Source organism: Leisingera sp. M523 (assembly GCF_025141335.1).
Taxonomy (GTDB): domain Bacteria; phylum Pseudomonadota; class Alphaproteobacteria; order Rhodobacterales; family Rhodobacteraceae; genus Leisingera.
Window position 1 is genome coordinate 553,781 of sequence record NZ_CP081036.1, and the last position, 20,915, is coordinate 574,695.

18 protein-coding genes, 1 tRNA gene and 2 pseudogenes are annotated in these 20,915 nt (G+C 60.6%); 9 read left to right on the forward strand and 12 right to left on the reverse strand.

Annotation, left to right across the window (positions count from 1 at the left end; genetic code table 11):
- Positions 1-9 precede the first annotated feature (9 nt).
- The 5 genes from doeA to K3557_RS02695 all read left to right on the forward strand — a co-directional run bounded on the left by doeA (position 10) and on the right by K3557_RS02695 (position 5,677).
- Positions 10-1,197: an ectoine hydrolase DoeA gene (gene doeA / locus K3557_RS02675; RefSeq protein ID WP_259997489.1), complete on the forward strand. Its 1,188-nt coding sequence runs from the start codon at positions 10-12 to the stop codon at positions 1,195-1,197.
- 3 nt (positions 1,198-1,200) lie between these two features.
- Positions 1,201-2,193 (forward strand): N(2)-acetyl-L-2,4-diaminobutanoate deacetylase DoeB, encoded by a 993-nt coding sequence (gene doeB / locus K3557_RS02680; RefSeq protein ID WP_259997491.1) that lies wholly within the window; start codon positions 1,201-1,203, stop codon positions 2,191-2,193.
- A gap of 12 nt (positions 2,194-2,205) precedes the next feature.
- Positions 2,206-2,685, forward strand: a complete 480-nt coding sequence (locus K3557_RS02685) for an Lrp/AsnC family transcriptional regulator (RefSeq protein ID WP_259997492.1) — start codon at positions 2,206-2,208, stop codon at positions 2,683-2,685.
- 114 nt (positions 2,686-2,799) lie between these two features.
- Positions 2,800-4,275 (forward strand): NAD-dependent succinate-semialdehyde dehydrogenase, encoded by a 1,476-nt coding sequence (locus K3557_RS02690; protein ID WP_259997494.1) that lies wholly within the window; start codon positions 2,800-2,802, stop codon positions 4,273-4,275.
- Between the two features lie 28 nt (positions 4,276-4,303).
- Entirely contained in the window at positions 4,304-5,677 is a 1,374-nt protein-coding gene (locus tag K3557_RS02695; RefSeq protein WP_259997496.1) for an aspartate aminotransferase family protein, read from the forward strand.
- A 343-nt stretch (positions 5,678-6,020) separates the two neighbouring features.
- On the opposite strand, the pseudogene K3557_RS02700 reads toward K3557_RS02695, so the two are convergent.
- Positions 6,021-6,449, reverse strand: a pseudogene (locus K3557_RS02700) (IS5 family transposase); the annotation flags it as partial.
- 358 nt (positions 6,450-6,807) lie between these two features.
- Here K3557_RS02700 and K3557_RS02705 point away from each other — a divergent pair.
- Positions 6,808-7,182 carry a hypothetical protein gene (locus tag K3557_RS02705; protein ID WP_259997498.1) on the forward strand — a complete coding sequence of 125 codons (375 nt, stop codon included), beginning with the start codon at positions 6,808-6,810 and terminating at the stop codon, positions 7,180-7,182.
- A 9-nt stretch (positions 7,183-7,191) separates the two neighbouring features.
- On the opposite strand, the pseudogene K3557_RS20555 reads toward K3557_RS02705, so the two are convergent.
- A pseudogene (locus K3557_RS20555) lies at positions 7,192-7,497 on the reverse strand (hypothetical protein); the annotation flags it as partial.
- A 180-nt stretch (positions 7,498-7,677) separates the two neighbouring features.
- On the opposite strand from K3557_RS20555, the gene K3557_RS02710 reads away from it, so the two are divergent.
- Positions 7,678-8,202 (forward strand): hypothetical protein, encoded by a 525-nt coding sequence (locus tag K3557_RS02710; protein ID WP_259997500.1) that lies wholly within the window; start codon positions 7,678-7,680, stop codon positions 8,200-8,202.
- 113 nt (positions 8,203-8,315) lie between these two features.
- On the opposite strand, the gene K3557_RS02715 is transcribed toward K3557_RS02710, so the two are convergent.
- The 6 genes from K3557_RS02715 to K3557_RS02740 all read right to left on the reverse strand — a co-directional run bounded on the left by K3557_RS02715 (position 8,316) and on the right by K3557_RS02740 (position 17,901).
- Positions 8,316-8,390 (reverse strand) — tRNA-Gln (locus tag K3557_RS02715).
- A 299-nt stretch (positions 8,391-8,689) separates the two neighbouring features.
- Positions 8,690-10,621: an acyl CoA:acetate/3-ketoacid CoA transferase gene (locus K3557_RS02720; RefSeq protein ID WP_259997502.1), complete on the reverse strand. Its 1,932-nt coding sequence runs from the start codon at positions 10,619-10,621 to the stop codon at positions 8,690-8,692.
- A gap of 240 nt (positions 10,622-10,861) precedes the next feature.
- On the reverse strand, positions 10,862-12,946 hold the full coding sequence (locus K3557_RS02725; RefSeq protein ID WP_259997504.1) for a peroxidase family protein: 2,085 nt from the start codon (positions 12,944-12,946) through the stop codon (positions 10,862-10,864).
- 236 nt (positions 12,947-13,182) lie between these two features.
- Positions 13,183-15,558, reverse strand: a complete 2,376-nt coding sequence (locus K3557_RS02730) for a response regulator (protein ID WP_259997505.1) — start codon at positions 15,556-15,558, stop codon at positions 13,183-13,185.
- Between the two features lie 25 nt (positions 15,559-15,583).
- Positions 15,584-16,585 carry a cytochrome-c peroxidase gene (locus tag K3557_RS02735; RefSeq protein WP_259997507.1) on the reverse strand — a complete coding sequence of 334 codons (1,002 nt, stop codon included), beginning with the start codon at positions 16,583-16,585 and terminating at the stop codon, positions 15,584-15,586.
- A 107-nt stretch (positions 16,586-16,692) separates the two neighbouring features.
- On the reverse strand, positions 16,693-17,901 hold the full coding sequence (locus K3557_RS02740; RefSeq protein ID WP_259997509.1) for an NnrS family protein: 1,209 nt from the start codon (positions 17,899-17,901) through the stop codon (positions 16,693-16,695).
- 241 nt (positions 17,902-18,142) lie between these two features.
- On the opposite strand from K3557_RS02740, the gene K3557_RS02745 reads away from it, so the two are divergent.
- A complete protein-coding gene (locus tag K3557_RS02745; RefSeq protein ID WP_259986772.1) occupies positions 18,143-18,838 on the forward strand; it encodes a Crp/Fnr family transcriptional regulator in 696 nt (231 codons plus the stop codon).
- A 212-nt stretch (positions 18,839-19,050) separates the two neighbouring features.
- Here K3557_RS02745 and K3557_RS02750 read toward each other — a convergent pair whose 3' ends face one another.
- The 4 genes from K3557_RS02750 to K3557_RS02765 all read right to left on the reverse strand — a co-directional run bounded on the left by K3557_RS02750 (position 19,051) and on the right by K3557_RS02765 (position 20,329).
- Entirely contained in the window at positions 19,051-19,248 is a 198-nt protein-coding gene (locus tag K3557_RS02750) for a hypothetical protein (RefSeq protein WP_259997511.1), read from the reverse strand.
- Positions 19,249-19,359: 111 nt separating this feature from the next.
- Positions 19,360-19,590 (reverse strand): DUF982 domain-containing protein, encoded by a 231-nt coding sequence (locus tag K3557_RS02755; RefSeq protein WP_259997513.1) that lies wholly within the window; start codon positions 19,588-19,590, stop codon positions 19,360-19,362.
- A gap of 143 nt (positions 19,591-19,733) precedes the next feature.
- Positions 19,734-19,940 (reverse strand): cold-shock protein, encoded by a 207-nt coding sequence (locus tag K3557_RS02760; RefSeq protein WP_129371830.1) that lies wholly within the window; start codon positions 19,938-19,940, stop codon positions 19,734-19,736.
- 176 nt (positions 19,941-20,116) lie between these two features.
- The gene (locus K3557_RS02765; RefSeq protein ID WP_259997515.1) at positions 20,117-20,329 is read right to left on the reverse strand and encodes a hypothetical protein; all 213 of its coding nucleotides are present in this window, start codon (positions 20,327-20,329) and stop codon (positions 20,117-20,119) included.
- 124 nt (positions 20,330-20,453) lie between these two features.
- On the opposite strand from K3557_RS02765, the gene K3557_RS02770 reads away from it, so the two are divergent.
- Positions 20,454-20,906: a cytochrome c gene (locus tag K3557_RS02770; protein ID WP_259997517.1), complete on the forward strand. Its 453-nt coding sequence runs from the start codon at positions 20,454-20,456 to the stop codon at positions 20,904-20,906.
- Positions 20,907-20,915: the final 9 nt, after the last annotated feature.

Consider the following 20,915-nt stretch of genomic DNA (forward strand, 5'->3'; position numbering starts at 1 on the left):
ACCACGCATATGGCAGACCCCAAGCTGTATTTCTCCCGCTCTGAATACCAGGCGCGTATCGACAAAACCCGGTCCGGGATGGCCCGCCGCGGCATCGACCTTCTGATCGTCACCGATCCCTCGAACATGAATTGGCTGACCGGCTATGACGGCTGGTCCTTCTATGTCCATCAATGCGTTGTGCTGGGCCTTGAGGGTGAGCCGCTCTGGTACGGCCGCGGCCAGGATGCCAATGGCGCCTTGCGCACCTGCTTCATGGAACCGGCCAGTATCATTGGCTATCCGGACCATTACGTGCAATCGACTGAACGCCACCCGATGGATTACCTGTCGGCGCAGCTGGCGGACCGCGGGCTGGACGGCGGCACTATCGGCGTTGAAATGGACAACTACTATTTTACCGCAGCTGCCTATGCCTCCCTGCAGGCGCATCTGCCGAATGCCCGTTTTGCCAACACCAACGCGCTGGTCAACTGGCAGCGGGCGGTGAAATCCGAGGCTGAACTCACCTATATGCGCCAGGCCGGCAAGATCGTTGAGCGCATGCATCAGCGGATCTTTGAGCGTGTCGAGCCAGGGATGCGCAAATGCGATCTGGTGGCAGATATCTATGACGCCGCCCTGCGTTATGACGAGGGTTTGGGCTTTGGCGGCGACTATCCCGCTATTGTGCCGCTGCTGCCGTCAGGACCGGATGCAGCCGCGCCGCATCTGACCTGGGACGATCTGCCGATGAAATCCGGCGAGGGGACTTTCTTTGAGATCGCAGGCGTTGTGCACCGCTACCACTGCCCGTTGTCGCGCACGGTGTTCCTAGGCAAGCCGACACAGACCTTTCTTGATGCGGAAAAGGCAGTGCTGGAAGGCATGGAAGCGGGTCTGGAAATGGCAAAAACCGGCAACACTTGCGAGGACATTGCCAAGGCGTTCTTCAAGGTGCTGAAAAAATACGGAATCGAAAAGGACAACCGCACCGGCTATCCGATCGGCGTCAGCTACCCGCCGGACTGGGGCGAGCGCACCATGTCGCTGCGTCCGGGCGACACCACAGTTCTGGAAGAAAACATGACCTTCCACTTCATGACCGGCCTCTGGATGGAGGACTGGGGTTTTGAGATCACTGAAAGCATCCGCATCGGGGCAAACGGGCCGGAGTGCCTGTCCGATGTGCCGCGCAAGATGTTCGTGAAGGACTGATCTATGAAGCCAAATCCGATCTCCCCCACCATCCCGCTGGACCGGGACGGGGTGCACCACGGTTTCCTGAAACTGCCCTACAGCCGGGATGACTCGGCCTGGGGCTCGGTGATGATCCCGCTGACGGTGATCAAGAACGGCGAGGGGCCGACGGCGCTGCTGACTGGCGCCAACCACGGCGACGAATACGAAGGCCCGATTGCCCTGCATGAGCTGGCTGCCACCACGGCGGCAGAGGATGTGACCGGGCGGCTGATCATTGTGCCGGCCTTCAACTATCCGGCATTCCGGGCCGGCACCCGCACCTCGCCCATCGACAAGGGCAATATGAACCGGTCGTTTCCGGGCCGCCCCGACGGCACCGTAACCGAGAAGATCGCCGATTATTTCCAGCGCACGCTTTTACCGATGGCGGATCTGGCGGTGGACTTCCACTCCGGCGGCAAGACGCTGGATTTCGTGCCTTTTGCCGCGGCGCACATCCTGGAGGACAAGGCTGCGCAGGGGGCCTGCTTTGCCGCCATGAAGGCGTTCAACGCGCCTTATTCGGTGGAGCTTTTGGAGATCGACAGCGGCGGCATGTATGACACCGCGGTCGAGGAAATGGGCAAGGTTCTGGTCACCACGGAACTGGGCGGCGGCGGGTCGTCCTCCGCGCGCAGCAATGCCATTGCCAAGAAGGGGCTGCGCAATGTGCTGATCCACTTCGGCATCCTGCAGGGTGAGATGCAGCTGGATGAGACCGTGAACCTGACGATGCCGGATGACGATTGCTTCCTGTTCAGCGAGGGCGACGGTCTTTATGAGATGATGGCCGATCTGGGCGAAACGGTTGCCAAGGGTGATCTCGTGGCCCGTGTGTGGCCGCTCGACCGCACCGGGCAGCAGCCGGTAGAATACCGCGCCCGCCGCGCAGGGCTGGTGATCAGCCGCCATTTCCCCGGCCTGATCAAATCCGGTGACTGCGTGGCAGTTGTCGGCGTGGCCGGCGCCTGATAGGGCAAGCCTATGCAACTGGACCAGCGCGATCTCGACATTCTGCGCGTGCTCTCAACCGAGGGCCGCATCACCAAGGCCGCGCTGGCCGACCGGATCGGCCTGTCGCCGACCCCCTGCTGGGACCGGCTGAAAAAGCTGGAACAGGCCGGTCTGATCGAGGGCTACGGCGCCCGCATCAACCTCAAGAAACTGGCGCCGCATCTGACTGTGTTTGTCGCCGCTGAGATTGCTGACCACACCGCTGCCAGTTTCCGCGCGTTTGAAACGGCGATGCAGCGCTATGACGAGGTCACCGCCTGCTGGGCGCTGGCAGGCGGCTTTGACTATCTGCTGCAGATAGTCACCCGCGACATCGATGCTTACCAGCGGCTGATCGATGAGATGCTGGATGCCCGTATCGGCCTTAGCCGCTATTTCACCTATGTTGTGACCAAGCCGGTCAAAGGGGCCGGGGCGCCGCCTCTGGATATACTGCTGGGGCAGGGGTGAACCCCGCACGAAAGCACCTGCCTGGCAGCTGTTTCCTCTGCAAGCCCGGCAAACTTCAGCCACTTCCTCTGCCGTGAACAAGCACACTCCTTTGCAAGACATGAGGAGGACATCATGACAGAGACCGCGCTCTCAGCCCGTGCCGAGATTGCCGACAAGGCCCTGGTGCGCTCATTTTCCTATATCGGCGGCAAATGGTGCGCCGCTGCCAATGGCGAAACCTTCCCGGTTTGCGATCCGGCAGATGGTGCAGAACTTGGCCATGTGGCCAGCCTGTCAGCAGAGGAATCCTCTGCCGCCGTGGACGCGGCTCAGGCCGCATTCGCCGCCTGGGCAGGTCTCCTGCCGCAGCAGCGCGCCGCCATCCTGCGGCGCTGGTATGAGTTGCAGCTGGAACACAAGGAAGATCTTGCCCGCATCATGGTGCTGGAACAAGGCAAGCCCCTCTCCGAGGCGCGCGGCGAGATAGACTATGGCGCTGCCTTTGTGGAATTCTACGCCGAAGAGGCCAAACGCCCCAACATCGAAGGCGTGACCAGCCATTTGCCCGACGCCGAAGTGGAATTGTGGCGTGAGCCGGTGGGCGTTGCGGCGCTGATCACGCCCTGGAACTTCCCCTCTGCCATGCTGACCCGCAAAGCAGCGGCGGCGCTGGCGGCGGGCTGCACCGTGGTGGCGCATCCTTCGGGTGAGACCCCGTTCAGCGCGCTGGCGCTGGCGGAGCTGGCCGAGCGTGCTGGCGTCCCTGCAGGCGTGTTCAACGTGGTGACTGGCCATGCCCCCACCATCGTTGAACCCTGGACCCGCGACACAAGGGTGCGGGCGCTATCCTTCACCGGCTCCACCAATATCGGCAAACTTTTGTACCGCCAGTCGGCCGAAACTGTGAAGCGGCTGGTGATGGAGCTGGGCGGCCATGCGCCGGTGATCGTCTTCAAAGGCTGTAATCTGGACAAGGCGGTGGAGGAAGCGATCAAGGCGAAATTCGCCACCTCCGGTCAGGACTGCCTGGGTGCCAACCGGATCTTTGTCGAACGCCCGGTCTATGCGGAGTTCTGCGCTAAGTTCATTGAGGCTGCCAAGGCACTGAGCATCGGCAAGGGTATGGATGACTGCGATCTCGGGCCGCTGATGAACGAAAAGGCGATGCAAAAGCAGGAGCAGCATGTGGCGGATGCGCTGGCCAAGGGCGCAACACTGGCTTGCGGCGGCAAGCGCCACGCACTTGGGCCGTTGTTTTATGAACCCACCGTGCTGACCGATGTTCCCGCAGATGCGCTGATCATGTCCGAGGAAACCTTTGGCCCGGTCGCTCCCGTCACCCCTTTCGATACCGAGGAAGAGGTGGTGGCCCGGGCCAATGACAGCGAGTACGGGCTGGTGGCCTATCTCCACAGTCACGACCCGCGCCGGATCTACCGCCTCAGCCGGGCGCTGCAATACGGCATGGTTGCTGTGAACCGCACCAAAGTCACCGGCGCGCCGATCCCCTTTGGCGGCACCAAGCAATCCGGCCTTGGCCGCGAAGGCGCCCGTCTGGGCATGGAAGAATTCACCGAAATCAAGTACATCTGCCGCGACTGGGCCTGAACCCCGCAGGCAAGAGAAAGGACGAACGATGCTGAAGAACGACCAACTCGACCAGTGGGACCGCGAGAATTTTTTCCACCCCTCGACCCATCTGGCCCAGCACGCCCGCGGGGAAAGCCCGAACCGGGTAATCAAGACCGCATCCGGAGTTTTCATCGAAGACCGCGACGGCAACAAACTGCTGGACGCCTTTGCCGGTCTCTACTGCGTGAACGTGGGCTATGGCCGCCAGGAAATCGCCGAAGCAATCGGGGACCAGGCCAAGGAGCTGGCCTATTACCATTCCTATGTTGGCCACGGTACCGAAGCCTCGATCACATTGTCCAAGATGATCCTGGACCGGGCGCCTGCGAACATGTCCAAGGTCTATTTCGGCCTCGGCGGTTCGGACGCCAATGAAACCAACGTCAAGCTGATCTGGTATTACAACAACATCCTGGGCCGCCCGGAGAAGAAAAAGATCATCTCCCGCTGGCGCGGCTATCACGGCTCGGGGCTGGTCACCGGCTCTTTGACCGGGCTGGAGCTGTTTCATAAGAAGTTCGACCTGCCAATCGAACAGGTGATCCATACCGAGGCGCCGTACTATTTCCGCCGCAACAACCTGGACCAGACCGAGGAACAGTTCGTCGCCCATTGCGCCGCCGAACTGGAGGCACTGATCGAGCGTGAGGGGGCAGATACTATTGCTGCCTTCATCGGTGAGCCGGTTCTGGGCACCGGCGGTATCGTACCGCCGCCCGCAGGCTACTGGGCCGCCATTCAGGCGGTGCTCAAGAAGCACGACATCCTGCTGGTTGCTGATGAGGTTGTCACCGGCTTTGGCCGTCTCGGCAGCATGTTCGGTTCGGACCATTACGGTATCGAGGCTGACATCATCACCATCGCCAAGGGCCTCACTTCGGCTTATGCGCCGCTGTCCGGCTCCATCATTTCGGACAAGGTCTGGAAGGTGCTGGAACAGGGCACCGATGAAAACGGCCCGATCGGCCACGGCTGGACCTATTCGGCGCACCCGATCGGTGCAGCAGCAGGTGTTGCTAACCTCAAGCTGATCGATGAACTGAACCTGGTGCAGAACGCAGGCGAGGCCGGCGCCTATCTGAACGCCACCATGGCAGAGGCACTGTCCGGTCACGCCAATGTGGGCGACGTGCGCGGCGAGGGGATGCTGTGTGCCGTGGAATTTGTGAAGGACAAGGACAGCCGCACGTTCTTTGATGCCGCAGACAAGATCGGACCGCAGATCTCGGCCAAACTGCTGGAACAGGACAAGGTCATCGCCCGCGCCATGCCGCAGGGCGATATCCTGGGCTTTGCGCCGCCGTTCTGTCTCAGCCGTGCGGAAGCTGATCAGGTGGTGGCAGCGGCGCTGCGGGCCGTACAAGCTGTGTTGGGATGAAACTGCTTCCGAGCCTGCAGCAGCACAAGCACGGCAAATGGTTCGAATGCCCCATGTTTCTGTAACCATGGGATTTGCGGTGCTGGCTTCATCTGATGAAAGGAGGTGGTGGCTCTGGCCGGATTGATGCAAATTCATCAGCCGACTTGGTCGTATAGGTGGAGGCCATGTCCTTGACGGTCCATACGGAAAAGTCGAGTTGATCGATGAAGGATATGAACGCCGAACTTCAAGAGGCGTAGTTGCAGAACTCTGACATCTGAGGTTTCACATCAGGAGCCTTCATAACGGCATTGTTGCAGAACTCGCTCTTGAGGCCTGGCTCCCCCTTTCCCCTCCGAACTTAGGCGACGCGGATAATCTCAGCGGTGCCGAGTGCGTTGAAGCGGTTGATGAGTGCGATGCGGATATGGATCTCGGCGGTTTGGCGGTCGGGGTCTCTTGCGGCAATGCGCTCGCCGAATGCCTTTAAGCAGCGCATCTTTGCCTCGATCCGGCTTCGGACGTGGTATCCTGTCCAGCGCTTCCAGAAGGCTCGACCGTAGTGTCGGGTGGCTCGCAGAGTTTCGTTTCTGACCTGCGCAGCCGGACAATCTTCTTTCCACAACCGGCCATTCTTGCGGATCGGGATGATCGGGGCCGCGTCGCGTTCGAGGATCGCGGCATGGCAGCGTCGCGTGTCATAGGCACCATCGGCGATCACGGTGCCGATGTCTTCGTCCTCGGGGAACTGACCCAACAAGTCCGGTAAGACCGGGCTGTCCACTGCCCGGCAGTGGTTTGCGCAGCATACGCATGTATCGTCTCCATCGGTTTGTGTATTCTTGGCGTAAAGCTCGTTGAGCGTCGGCGCGAGCGGCAGGAGTCCTTGCCGGGCGAAGATCCGCATCTCGATTGGGGTGAGCGGTACCGCTGTCCACCGTATTGCCCGCACGGGTGCAGCGAGGCGCAGGGCGGCATAGAGTGCAGCCTGTTCTTGAGCACTAAGGTCTTTCTCTGTCCTGTGGCGCCCGAGAACGCAACGCCGCACGAGGATCGCGGCCGGGATACCTGCGGCGATCGCTCCGCTGGTAATAATGAGACTGCCCGCAGCGGCGCCCATGCCAATGCTGGAGCCGATCCAGTAGAGCGTGGCCGTAGTGGCGGCTGCGCCCGACAGGGTCGTGATCGCGGTCCCGGTGCTCGCGACGCCGAAGGCGGCGATGCTTCCAAAGGTACCGGCCATTAACCGCCGAATAGTCATTCCGGCGCGCCCGGCGCTTCAGGTCGGTGCACTCTTGGTTCAGACGTTCAATACGCGCGTCGATAGCATCGTCAGAGAGAGGAGCGCCCTGGTCCTGTTTGAAGAGGATGCGGCCGAGTTCCTGCCGCGCGGCTTCGGTCAGAAGGGCTGTGATCTTTTGGCCGGACATGGCCTGCTTGATTGGGTCGGTCATGATGCTTATTTCTTCGAGTTCCAGAACTGCGAGGAGACGAGCTGCCCGGCTCATCGCCTCGGAGAGTAAAGGGGTTCGAAGGGACAAAAACAGAAACGGTTTGCCGCCCTTTTTTGCGAGGACCTGCGGAAAACGCTTCCGGAAGTAGTACATGCGGCCGCGCCGCTGGAGGTAGGGGCCGGCCGGGCGGCGGCCGGAATGCGTCCGGGCGTGGCTGGAGGGGGTTTGCGGCCTGTGCACTGGCCCCGACGGCACACGATGCGCCGCGGCTTGTGCCGCAGCCTGTGTCACACCTTGTGTCATACTCCTGGCGGAGTGCGGCACAGCGTTTTGCGAACGGGATTTTTCGGCCCTATTTACTTGGGCTTTCCGGAATTTTGTCATGAGAGATGGCTGGGGTGGTAGGATTAAAGGTGGGTTGAAAAGTCTTTTAATAACAGTGTGATGGGTGAGATTTTGTTGAGAAATGTTGCGGGATTTGTTGCGGGAAATGTTGAGTGATGGAAACGGCGCGATTCCCTGCTAGGTTTAGTGCAATCTAAAATTGAATGGCGGGTCTCACGAATGGAAGTCACATCACTTGTTGAACTGCTTAAGGGTGCCAAGGAACTTGCAGATCTCGCACGGGTCGACTCGGCTCAGCGAAGTGACCAACGCCAGCAAAAAAGGATTCGTGATTTAATCAGTACGTTGAGGCTGATTTACTTTTCTCCGCGAGGCGTGCTCTCTTTGCTAAAGATCATTGCGGAGGGCAGTTACCCAACCCAAGATCAGATCGAGTTGGTCTTAACTGACTTCAATGATGCCGAGCCATTTGTGTACCGTGCAAGGCACCACCTTGATCCTGACTTTGATCGAAATGACCAAGCTCTGACGCTCAAGGCTCAACGTGTTCTCAGAGAGATTTCGTACGGGAAGGGCGGTGTACGTTCCAAAGTCCAAGACCTGTTGAACTGGTCGCTAACGTACGAAGAACCGATTTCGGGAGAAGAGGCGCAGAAACTCATTCAGGAAATTGACGCACTAAACTCAGCGATTGAGGACGCAGAAGAAGCTCTGGTCGCAACGCTTGCGGCTGGTAGTGCGTAGTGAGGTCGTCCGAAATGTTGCGGGATTTGTTGCGGGATTGGGTTTGAATCCCATCCGCGCATTCGAACCTCAGGAAACATTTCCCAATAAAATCAATGACTTACGCGGAAAAGTGGCTGGGGTGGTAGGATTCGAACCTACGATACACAGTACCAAAAACTGCTGCCTTACCACTTGGCTACACCCCATCGGTGTGGCGCTGTCTAAAGTTTGTTGCGGGGGGGTGCAAGAGGGTTTTTAAAAAAAATGCAGTTCCTGTCCCGCTCTCCTTGGAAAATCTGCATGGTCCCGGGCTTTCATCAGCTGGCGGCAACCCGATGCCCTTGGAAACCGTATTTACCTTAAGGGTTTACGGATCTTTTGCATGACATGTTTTGTGCGCCTGCCAAGTGCTGGAACGAACGGCCAGACCGGTTCTCCGGCGCGCGCGGACGGGTGCGGAAGGGGTGGCCAGCCCGATACGGGCTGGCGCGGGCTTGTGTCCGCTTCAGGACCCCCAAATGGCCTGATGCGCTTCTTCACCGCTCTCGAAAATATGCGGTTGCACGCTGCGGCTGGCGAGGGTGCCTTGCATCTTCAGGCGCATGAAGGCGCTGGTGGTGTAGTGGGCAATCGACGCGCTGTGGCGTTCCAGTGTCCGGCCGACCGATGCCGCATAGGCATCCTGCAGATCCTCGGCAATGCGAAAGCCGTTCTGGTTCATCACCATGTTCACATCCTGGCCGCTTTTGGCAAAGGCATCCTGCAAGACCCGGGTCAGGTCCTCGATGTCGCGCTTCTTCTTGACGCTCCAGCCTTCGAGGTTGAGGAACATGGTGTGGCGCGCGGCATCATAAGTGACCCGCTCCGACAGGTTCAGGTTCAGCAGGTCGTTCATCAGTCCCATCTGCTCATCCCGGAAGATGCGCGGGTCCATCTGGGTGACGTTTTCGATGATCGGCTTGAATTCCATCTGATCCAGGATATCGCGCTGCAGGTCGATGCCGGGCGCAATCTCGATCAGTTCCAGTCCCTTGGGCGTCAGCTGCAGCACGCAGCGTTCGGTCACGTAAAGCACCGGCTGCGAGCGCTGCGAGGCGTAAGGGCCGGAGAAGGTGATCTGTTCGATCAGGCGCACGAACTTCTTGTTGCGGCCTTCCTGGACGATGCGCAGGTTGCCATCTTCGACAGCCACCTTCAGCCCGCCCGCGGTGAATGTGCCGGCAAAGACCACGGCGCGGGAGTTCTGCGAAATGTTGATGAAGCCGCCGCAGCCGTTCAGCCTGCCGCCAAAGCGCGAGGCGTTGACGCTGCCCTCGGCGTCGCATTCCGCCATGCCGAGGCAGGTGAGGTCGAGGCCGCCGCCGTCGTAGAAGTCGAACATCTGGTTCTGGTCGATGATGGCATCGGCATTGGCTGAGGAGCCGAAGCTGGAACCGCCTGCAAGCACGCCGCCGACCGCGCCGGCTTCGGTTGTGAGGGTGATGTAAGGGGTGGCTTTTTCCTCGTTGGCGACGGCCGCGACCCCGTCGGGGGCGCCAACGCCCAGATTTACGGCACCGTTGGGCGGCAGTTCAAAGGCGGCGCGGCGGGCGATGATCTTGCGCTGATCCAGCGGCATCTTGGCGATGCCCTCGACCGGCACCCGGATCTCGCCGGACAGGGCAGGGTTATGCTGCACGCCATAATTCATCCGGTGCATGTCCGGATCATCGGCAACGCAGACACAGTCCACCAGCAGGCCAGGGATCTTGACGTCCTTGGGCTTGATCGAGCCGTCCTCGACAATGCGCTCGACCTGGGCGATGACGATGCCGCCGTTGTTATGGGCCGCCATCGCCTGGGCCAGGCAGTCCAGCGTCAGCGCCTCACGCTCCATGCTGATATTGCCGGAGCGGTCGGCGCTGGTGCCGCGAATAAAGGCGACGTCGATCTTGGTGGCCTTGTAGAACAGCCATTCCTCGCCATCGACTTTGTGGTAGCGGACGATGTCCTCCTCGGTCACTTTGTTGACCTTGCCGCCGCCATGGCGGGGGTCGACATAGGTGTGCAGGCCGACCTTGGAGAACAGCCCCGGCTGGCCTGCGGCACAGGCGCGGTAAAGCTGCGAGATCACCCCTTGCGGCAGGTTGTAGCCGCAGATCTTGTTCTCTTGTGCGGCCTGCGCAACCTTGGGCATCCGCCCGAAGTTGCCGGCAATCACCCGGCGCAACAGCCCGTCATGGTGCAGCCGTCCGGTCCCCAAACCCTTGCTGTCGCCGGCGCCTGCGCACATGATCAGTGTGAGGTCGCGGGGGGCGCCTTCCTCGATGAACCGCTTTTCCAAGGCCGCGTGCAGCATTTCCGGGATGCAGCTTTGCACAAACCCGGTGGTGGTCACGACATCCCCGTCCCGGATCAGTGCCATGGCCTGTTCGGTGGTGGTTGTCTTGTCTTTCATGGCGGCGCGTCCTCCCCGATGCCTGTCGCCTTCCGCTTGGGCATTGCGGCCTTGCGGAAACTGATCGGGCATTCTAGCCGCGCGCCAGACGGTGCCTGTCCTTTGATTGCGTCAGCGGATGGGGGACATACGACATCACGCCCCGCGGGCCGGGGCAATGTTTCCGATCGGCGGCCGGCTGTTGCCGATGCGGCGGGTGGCGTGTCTCATCCAGGTGGCCGCGCATCAGCCCGGTAGCGATCAGAACAGGCTGTCGCCGGATTGGAACCAGTCGCCCATGCTGATGTCCTCCAGCAACACGGACCAGTTTGCACCATCCGAGAACTTCAGACCGCCTTCTGTGTCCTCAATAGACAATGAATGGCGCATCGGCCCTGTAACCTTGATTTCGTCCAGACCAAGTTCAAAATCCGTGATGGTGTCGTTCCCGTGATGCCGGGTCCGGAACAGAAAACAGTCGCCGCCAGCGCCGCCGGTCAGCAAATCATCCCCGGTGCCGCCGGTCAGAGTGTCAGCATGCAGGCCGCCGTCAAGCGTGTCGTTGCCCTTGTTCCCGGACAGCCTGTCCATGCCGCGCCCGCCTGACAGGCTGTCGTTGTCCTGCCCCCCTGTGATATTATCCTTGCCAGTGCCGCCAAAGATGAAGTCTTCCCCGGATCCGCCATTCAACCGGTCCCGGCCAGCACCGCCGTCCAGGCAATCGTCCCCCTGGTTGCCAGCAAGCGTGTCCTTGCCGCGTCCCCCCTGAAGGTCATCGCCACCGGCCCGGCCCGCCTGGCTGTCTGCGCCATCGTCGCCGAACAGGAAATCACGCCCGCTGCCGCCCTCAAGGGTGTCGTCGCCCTTGGTGCCCGCGATCCTGTCCATCGCTGAGAAGATGTCTTTTTGAACAGCGTCGATAGCGGTGTTGCGCAAAATGATTTCGGACAGGCTTGTGTCCCACAGCGCCTTCAACTCGCTGGGTGGAATGCCATCGCGTCCTTCACTCCAGAATGGATCGCCGTCGCGCAGGCGGGTGAACTGGTCAACCATCACCGTGGTAAAGGTTTCCCCAAGCAGCCCGCTGCCGGACGGGTCTTCGGCCAGCCCGCCAACCCATGCATCGACCAGATCGGTATCGCCATAGGCCTCTTCCAGTCTGGCTGCCAGACCGGCATCCTGTGTTACATCAGAAAAGTTTTCTGCCCTGCCAAGGCCAAGCGCTTCCCGCAGATCGTTATAGCTGGCAACCCCCAGATCGCGCCCGCGTTGAATGTTCAGCGCCGCCAGGTCAAGCCCGCCGGCGCCAGGCGGTCCGAACAGGAACGAGCGCACATCCTCGACCACCATTGTGTCAACGGCTTCGGACGCTTGGGTTGCCGCACCGCGCATGACGTTTTCGATCATATCCGGTTCCTTCAGCAGGTGCGGCTGAAAGAACGCGTCCCGCAGCGCCAGCAGGCCGGCGGTTCCGTCAGCTGCCACCAGCTGCAGATTGGCCGGCAAAAGCGTATGCCCCAGCCGGAACACGGCGGTAGAAAACTCGATTGCAATGCCAGGGTTCACGTCAGGGTCATAGCCCTGATAGGCCCCAAGCGCGTCTTGGCCGATCAATAGGGGGAGAAACTCCTTGAAGGTGACACTCTGCACCAGCGCTTCGACCCTGGCGCGGGCGGCCTCAAACAACTGGTCATCTGTCAGATCGGGATCCCTTGCAGCCAGTTCCCCGGCCAGCCGGTTGTGCTCGCGGGTGAAAACCGTGTGCATCGAGGACAGGGCCACATTTTCTGCGGCGCGGACGTCTCCGGTCAGGAATCCGTCGCCATCCCGGTCCAGATACCCGTCCTTGGTCATCCGCAGCCTGCCGCCTTCGTCCCGCATTGCTGCGACAGTTTCCACCGTCGAGCCATAGATCATGGAGGCATCGATAAATGCGGTGATCTCATTGAGGTACTCACCAGCCTGCTGTGCCACGCGGGTAAAGGGAATAACCGCCTCACCGGTGCCGAAAGGATCGAAAAACGGATCTCCCGCCGGGACTTCGATATCTGCCCCGGTCTCGCTTTCGGCCCCGGTCAGCGACAGGTCATGGTCCAGAAACTGCCCCCAGATCCACAGGAAATCCGACGCGCCCGCCGCATTTGCAGTGCTGCCGTCTTGTACAGAAAGGATATTGGAGATCTCACGCGGGTTGGGCCGGTCTGCCCCGGCCATGCCGCCATCAGATGTCAGGCCGCTGGGCGCCAAATGCAGCAGACCTGTGCCAGTTGCCCCCCAAGTTGGATTTTCGGAATGTGCGGCATAGCCATCGGCGGGGCGTGCGGCCCCGATCTGTAAATTGGACATGTGATCCCCCAATCACTCATTAACTTTCACCAAAACTGCCATTGTGTGCGGCTCGCCATCCCCGTGCGAGCGGTGCCGGCAAACGCCTTCCCAGGTTCCGGAAATGCACTCAAACCGGGGCACAGACAGGCGTCCACTATATCACGAATTAGTGTGATTTTGTGTATTGTCGTGATTTTCATGACGGATCAGCGCCATTGCGTCACAGGTGAAGCCAAAGGCCGGGACTCTGCGTGTCAGGCTTGCCGGGCCTGCAGCGTTGCATCAGTGGCAGACGGCGTATCAGTCCACTTGGCAATTTGTTCCAGCAGCAGCTGCTTGCGCATCGGCTTGGAAAGAAACTCAACCATGCCTGCGGCGCGGCAGGCCGCTTCGTCGGTGCTCAGCACATTGGCGGTCAGCGCAAGGACCGGGCAGGGCGCCCGGCCGTTCTCCTGCTCCCAGGCCCGCAGGCGCCGGGTGGCTTCAAGGCCATCCATCACCGGCATCGACATGTCCATCAGCACCAGATCGAAACGTTGTGCGGTAAATGTATCCACGGCTTCTTGCCCATTGCTGCAAATGGTCAGCTGAATGCCGGTAGGGGCCAGCATTTTCTGCAAAACCAGTTGGTTGGTACGGTTGTCCTCTGCTGCCAGCAGGCGCAAGTGGCTGAATTGCCCGGCTGTCTGTCCGGCGCTTGGCAGCTCTGCGGCGGCCGGCAGAACACCAATGTTCAAGACCTCCTGCAGGGTCTGCAGTAGCAATTTGTTGCGTGCCGGTTTCATCAGCACACGCAATGTCTTGCATTCCTTCAGCACTTCATATTCGGCCAGCATCTGGCCGCCGGTGCAGAAAATGATCGGCATTTCCCTGCACCCTGGCAAACTGTGCAGGTTCCGGCACAGGCTTCTGGCTTGCTCCAGCGGCAGGCTGGTTTCAACCAGCACCAGATCCGGCTGCCGCTGTTCAGCAGCCATTGCGGCCACTTTTTCCAGCAGACCGTCCATGCCGTGAAGCGCGATTGTGTCTGCCCCCCAAAGAGCCAGCTGGCGCTGCCGCACGTCGCGGGCAAAGGCCAGATCCGCAGCCACAGCCACCAGTTTGCCCGCAAGCGGCCGGGAAAGGGCGGACGCCGGAGCCGCAACCGGCAGCGTCAGGCAAACAGTGAAGCAGGACCCGGTGCCGGCCTCAGAGTTCACATCAATCCGCCCGCCCATGGCCTGCGCCAGGCGCGACGAGATCGCCAGGCCCAGACCGGTGCCCTCAAATCGCCGGGCGGTGGTGCTTTCGACCTGTTCGAAAGCGTGAAAGATTTGGCCGATGCTGCCTTCGGGGATGCCGACCCCGGTATCGCGTACATCGATGCACAGAGGAATAGAATGGCTGGCGTCGTAGTTCAGGGTGATGCTGATGTAGCCTTCCAGAGTGAACTTTACCGCGTTGCCCACCAGGTTCATCAGAATCTGCCGCACCCGGCCGCTGTCGCCGGTAAAGACGGCAGGCGTGTTCTCCGGGATGTCGATACAGATTTCCAGCCCCTTGGCGGATGCGCTGGGCGACATCAGCGTGGCGACGTCATAAATCACGTCGCGCAGGTTAAAGGGCTGCTCCAGCATCTGCTCTTTTCCGGCCTCCAGCTTGGAGAAATCGAGAATGTCGTTGACGATGCGCAGCAGCGCCTCGGACGATGCCAGAATGGTGCCGGTGCAGGATTTCTGTTCAGATGTCAGGCTGGTTTCATTCAGCACTTCCGCCATCCCCAGAACCCCGTTGATAGGCGTGCGGATCTCGTGGCTCATGGTTGCCAGGAAGCGGGATTTGGTCTCGGTGGCAGCTTCTGCCCGGGCTTTTTCCTGCTGCAGCCGCTCGGCGATCCGCTTCTTTTCCTCCAGACTGGTTTCCAGCGTATTCAGTGCCGCAAATACGGCAGAAATCTCACTTGCTTCCTGTGAAGGCGCAAATTGCTCGCGGCTTGCCAGCCGGCGCAGCTTGGAAGCCGCCAATTGCATCGCGCCGGAGACTGCATGCGCCTTGCGAATGGCAAAAATTAGTGCTGCAAGCATAAGCAGTGCAGTGCCGGTCAGCCCCAGAACAAAAATACGGGACAACGCCCGGTTCGCCGCCGCAACGGCCTGTTCCGCATGCACAGCCGCCAGGCCGGTCACGGTGGCAGCTTGCCGGGTAACCGCCTCGCTGCTCATCATCAATGTGCTTAGTGTGGGGATTTCCTTTGCAGGTTTGATGCCCAAAAGCACAACCGCCAATTCGCACCACTCTGTCAGCGTATGATTCAGGGTTTCAGCCTCGGCCCGCAGCGGCCCAGGCAGCGGTTGCTTCAGCAAGGCGCTGAGATCGCGGTTGATTTCCTTGAGGTAAGATTGAAACTGGCTGGCCACTTCTTCCTGCGGGATCAGCCGCGTCATCGCCAGAACGTCTTGGGCATAAACTTCGGCGGCCGTGATGCCGGTGCTGACGCCGCTGGCGCGCCGGGTCACCTCAAGCGAGGCTTCCAGCACCGCATCTTTCCGGCTTGAGGCATACATCGCCATGCTGCCGATCAGCAGTGCCGCAAGCAGTGCCGCAACCGCAATCACCAGAACCGGCAGCACGGTGGACCGTTTGATATTCATAAGCGGGGACCCTCAGCCATGCGCATCAGTTTGCCGGCAGAATAGGGGTTGGCACATTGGTTCCCGTATCCGTCAGCGTCTGCAGAAAGGCGATCAGGTCGGTGATTTCCTCTTCGGTGGCTATAAAACCTTCGATATCCGGCGTCCGGGTTGCCTTGGCGCCGCCGCCGCCGGCATAGTGGCGGACCACCTCGCGCAACGAGGTGAGCGAACCGTCGTGCATGTACGGCGCCCGCAGAGCGATGTTGCGCAGTCCGGGGGTCTTGAAGCGGTAGTTCAGCTCCGGGTCCGGCGGTGTCAGGCCACCGCCGCCAAGATCGGTTGTTTGAATTCCGATGTCATGCAGCTGGTTGTCCGTGAACATCCAGCCAGAATGACAGGACACGCAATTCGCCCGCCCGTTAAACAGTGCAAAGCCGCGTTTGGCGGCCTCCGGTACTGCAGCAGCATCCCCGCTTACCCAGCGGTCGAAACTGGCCACGCCGCTGACAATCGTGCGCTGGTAGGTGGCGAGTGCGGTCAGGACAGTCTCCTTGCTGATCCCCCGCCCGGGGAACAGACGCTCGAACCAGAAATTGTATTCATGCACCGCAGTCAGACGGGCGGTGATGCCGTCAAAGGTTGCGTTCATCTCATCCGGAGCGGTGATCGGCCCAATGGCCTGCGCTTCCAGGCTGTCCGCGCGCCCGTCCCAGAACAGCGGGGTGATCCAGGCCGCGTTCAGGAGTGTCGGCGCATGGCGGCGCACGGGTTTGTTTGCAGCGCCAATGGCTTTGGGCACCGGGGTTTCCCAGCCGAAAGAAGGGTTGTGGCAGCTTGAGCAGCTGATGTTCTGGCCGCCGGACAGGCGCGGATCAAAGAACAGCATCTTGCCTAAGGTGGCAATTTCACGGCTGTAGGGCGCAGCCTCCGGGAATGGCACGGCGGTGGGCCGCTTGAATGCTTCAAGCCCGGCGGGTTGCGCCAGGCTCTGGACGGCCCATAGCAGCAGCGGCACTACAGCAGCGGCAGCAGCTTTCCACTGCATTTAGGACCTCCCCACACTATCCAAAGCCTAGTTACCCGGAATAACACTCTCTGAGAAGGCCGTTAAATTTGCGTAAGCTTTGCAGTCTTTGCGGCCTTACGTGTGCTCTAGGTCCGGTGCCCGGCCTGCGTTCCTGACACTTTCTTTGATCCCGCACGCCGGGTTGCCAGCCAAGGCCCGGTTTTCAGCACCATCAGCGCAAACCCAGCGGTCCATAAACCTCCGGAAACAGTGATGCCGGTCCAGCCCGCGGCCAGTTCAGTGCTGCCTGCAACCCGCAAAGCGGCAGACGCAATGATCAGCGCAAAGGCCGCGGTCAGAGCCGGGCCTGCAACCAGCGGCCGGCCGCTGTGGCCCATGGTGGCGCGCATCATGACGGCCAATGTCATGCCGCCAACGGCGCCGATACCCAGGATATGCGCGGCTGCGGCGGGTTCGAGCAAGCCAAATGGCACTGCCGCGGCGGCAATCAGCCCTGCAGGCACCAGCGCATAGGCCGCATGCAGCATGAACAGCAGCGGCTCACCCAGGCTGGCCAGCCCGCACCAGCGTGCCAATCGCAGAACGTGCAGCAGCCCGGCAGCCAATAGCAGCACACCGCTGACGGCAGCCCAGGGCGCTGCGGTCCAGGCGAGCAAAGCGGCAGCACCCGACGCGAGGGTCACGGCATCGAATTTGCCGAATGGGACCGGCATCTTCTCTGCGCCGTGCTTGGCCAGCCAATTGCGGGTGAAACTGGGGATGATCCGCCCGCCGATCAGCATGATCAGAAAAATCAGCACAGCAATTCCCAATCGGCGCGAGATATCAGCCGCCCCCTCGGTCATCGCCTCAATATGGAAGCAGGCATTGGCGACCCCCAGCAGGGTGATCGGCACCAGCACCTTAAGGTTGCGCCAGTTCTCACCCGCGATGATTTCGCGCGCGATCATCACAACCACAGCGGCCAGAAAGGCGCAGTCAGCAACCATCACCCCAAGCGCCGGCAGCCCCAGCCAGCCGGCAGCGGCGATCCGGCCCAGCAGCCAAAGGCCTGAAAGCAGCGCCAGCGGCCAGCCGCGCGCAGGCATCCGCCCGGTCCAGTTGGGCACGGCAGTGAACAGGAAACCCGCCACCACCGCCGCGCCGTAGCCAAAGATCATCTCATGAATGTGCCAGTCGGTTGGCAGAAACGGTCCGCTGTACTCCAGCGTGCCTTGCCAGATCAGCAGCCAGGCGGGGATCGCCAGCAGGGCAAACAGGCAGGCCCCAAGAAAGAACGGCCTGAAGCCAAAGGAAAAAAGGACGGGTCCAGAATAGTCGGTTCGCGCAGCCATTTCGGCCTCCAAGTGTCCAATCAAAGAAAGGCGGGCGGCACTGGTCAGGTGCCGCCCGCCGGTTCAGCGCAAGGGACGCAATCTTCCGCCGAACCCCGTGGATCAGCACCGGCGGGCAGGGAGGAGGGAGGCTCCCCCAATTCCGGGTTCCCGTTTTTCCCGCACGGTTGTTTCCTCTGGCGTCACTATGCGATAACGGCAGGGTCATCTCTTTGTCCTTCAGCAAACTTGCGGTGCATTCTTGTCCAAGCTCGACGAAAGCCTCCTGACCGGGCTGCCGCCCTTCAGCCTCCTGGAGCGCGGCCAGATCCGTGAGATCCTCAATCAAGCACTGCCCAAGCGCTATGACGAGGGCAATGAGGTTTTTCACGAAGGCCATGACGCCGACCGCTTCCACCTGCTGCTGGACGGCTACATCCGTGTTGTGAAAACCACCGAGGGCGGCGAGCAGATCATCGCGCTGCATATCTCGCCGGGCCAGCTGTTCGGCATTGCGCCCGCTCTGAACCGCGACACCTATCCGGCGACGGCTGTGGCGGCATCGGAATCGCTGGCGCTGTCCTGGCCGGTGCGGCTGTGGGGCGAGTTCACCGCCAAGTACCAGGGCTTTGCCACCGAGAGCTACAACACGTTGGGCCAGCGCCTAGGCGAGATGCAGACAAGGATCACCGAACTGGCGACGCAAGCGGTGGAGCAACGGGTGGCGGCGGCGCTGTTGCGGATGGTGACCCAGTCGGGCCGCAAGGTGGAGGAGGGGATCGAGATCGCTTTTCCAGTGACCCGCCGCAACATCTCCGAGATGACCGGCACCACGCTGCACACCGTCAGCCGCCTGCTGTCGGCCTGGGAGAAGGACGGCATTGTTCATTCCACCCGCAAGCATATCGTTGTCACCGACCCGCACCGGCTGGTGGTCCTGAGCGGCGCGCAGGGGTAGGGGCGGCTGAAAGACCGGGAAGTGTCCCGCTGGCAGCGCAGGTAACTTTTAGGGCAAGAGGCCGGAACGCCAAGCGGGGAAGGTTTCGTTGGTGCGCAGGCAAACTGCACCCAGAAACTGCACAGGCCTTTCGCTGCGATTGCCGCCCTGGCCGCCCTGTGGGCGGGCTATGCCCAGTGTTCAGAAGGCGCGAGCCTTCTTGGCCGGTGTCTTTATTGTTGAGTGTCTTCGGGCTGCTGACTACCGTGCTCATATTGAAGCCGGGTCCGTTTAAGACGCTCAATTTTTCTGCGCCGAAGCTCGTTTTCGTCGTCGAGGATTTCACGCGCTGCACGTGAGGTCTTTTCGATCGCTGTTTCCTTGCGGGATAATCCGGCCAGGCCCAGCCCCTCGATTTTCAGCTTAGTCATGTTGGCACTCTTACTGGTTTGATTTCGGGGCAGGGGTTACACTCGCGGGCGAACGCTCAGCTTTGGCTGTTTCTCTGCTGTGGCAGGAACCGATGCGTGAGGCGCGGCGATCTAAGCGGCGGCGAGGGTTTCCGGGTGAAACCCAGCTGTATCAACTGCAGAGAGGAAAGCTGCGCGTGCGGCGCCGACGGGGGCGAGACAGTCCATGACGGCATCGATTTTCTCAAGCGCGATGTTTCTGTTTTGATCAGAAACCGGCCAGGCTTTCTGCAGCCAGAAGTGGGCTTGTTCAATCGTCGAGATTTTTTGTGTCCGGCCTTCCGAGGGCAGGAAAATGGTCATGGGAGAACCCCAAGAGATTTCTATCAAGTTTGTTCTTTCGGTAATTTTTGGAAGAGAACCGCATCTGCAGGTTAAACAGGGCAGGTGCAGGAAACGGGGGCATCGCAAGAATGCTCCCGTCAATAGTTCATGCCTGCAAAGGCTTACGCAAGCGCAAGATTGCTGGCGGACTCACGTCCGTCGCGGCCGCTTTCGATGTCGAAAGTCACGGCTTGGCCATCGTCAAGCTGCTGGATGCCGGCGCGTTCCAAAGCGGAAATGTGGACAAAGATGTCCCGCGATCCCTGCTCGGGTGCGATGAAACCAAAACCTTTTTGCGAGTTGAACCATTTCACGGTGCCATTGGCCATCGTGTCGTCTCCTTAATAAATGCTATCCGCAACACGCGATAGCCCGGCCCAGTGTCGACATAGGAACAACTGGGGCCGTTAGGAAACAGAAGGTCTAAGAAGAAGCTTTGCTGGACCGAGATGGGGTATGCGATCCATGATTGCAAGAGAGCAGCAGCAATATCTTGAAAATAGTTTTATTTGGCTCCCATCACCCCCCGCAACTGCTCCCGAAAATCCATCTCCTCCAACCCGTATTCCTCACAGGCGTCGATCAGCGTGTGAAAGGGGGCGATCGGGCAGCCGGGGCAGATCATCTTGCGGCGCATGAACTCAGCCGCGCAGGCGGGCCAGTGATGAAACAGGTCTGACAGGGGCAAATCCGCGTTGTCGAAATCGGGGCGTCGCATGGCGTGTCCTCCTTTTCTTGCATCTTGCGTGCAGCAATGGGTCCGGTCTTTGCGCTGTAACAACATACGCGGCGGTGCGCGGGTTTAGGCAGACCCTATCCGCAACTGTACTCAGGACCGCGATATGTCAGAGATACTTACCAAGTCGCGGGCCAGGAACGTGTTCTACGGGGGCTCCTTGTTCTTCGTTGTCGTGTTCGTGGCCATGACCGCGCACAGCCACCGCTACATCGTCAAGACATCCACTGCTGGCATGGAACTGACCGACGCGGTGCGGCTGGGCAAACATGTGTGGGAGCGTCACTCCTGCATCAATTGCCACACCCTGCATGGCGAGGGCGCCTATTTCGCCCCTGAAGTCGGCAACGTGATGACCCGCTGGGGCGTGCTGGACGAACCCGAGGACGCCTATGAAATGCTGAATGGCTGGATGGAAGCCCAGCCGTCCGGTGTCGAGGGCCGCCGTCAGATGCCGCATTTCGATATCACCGAGGAAGAAATGCGCGGCCTTTCTGAATTCCTGCGCTGGGCGGATCAGACCGATACCCAGAACTGGCCTCCGAATGACGCGGGCTGAGGGAGAGAA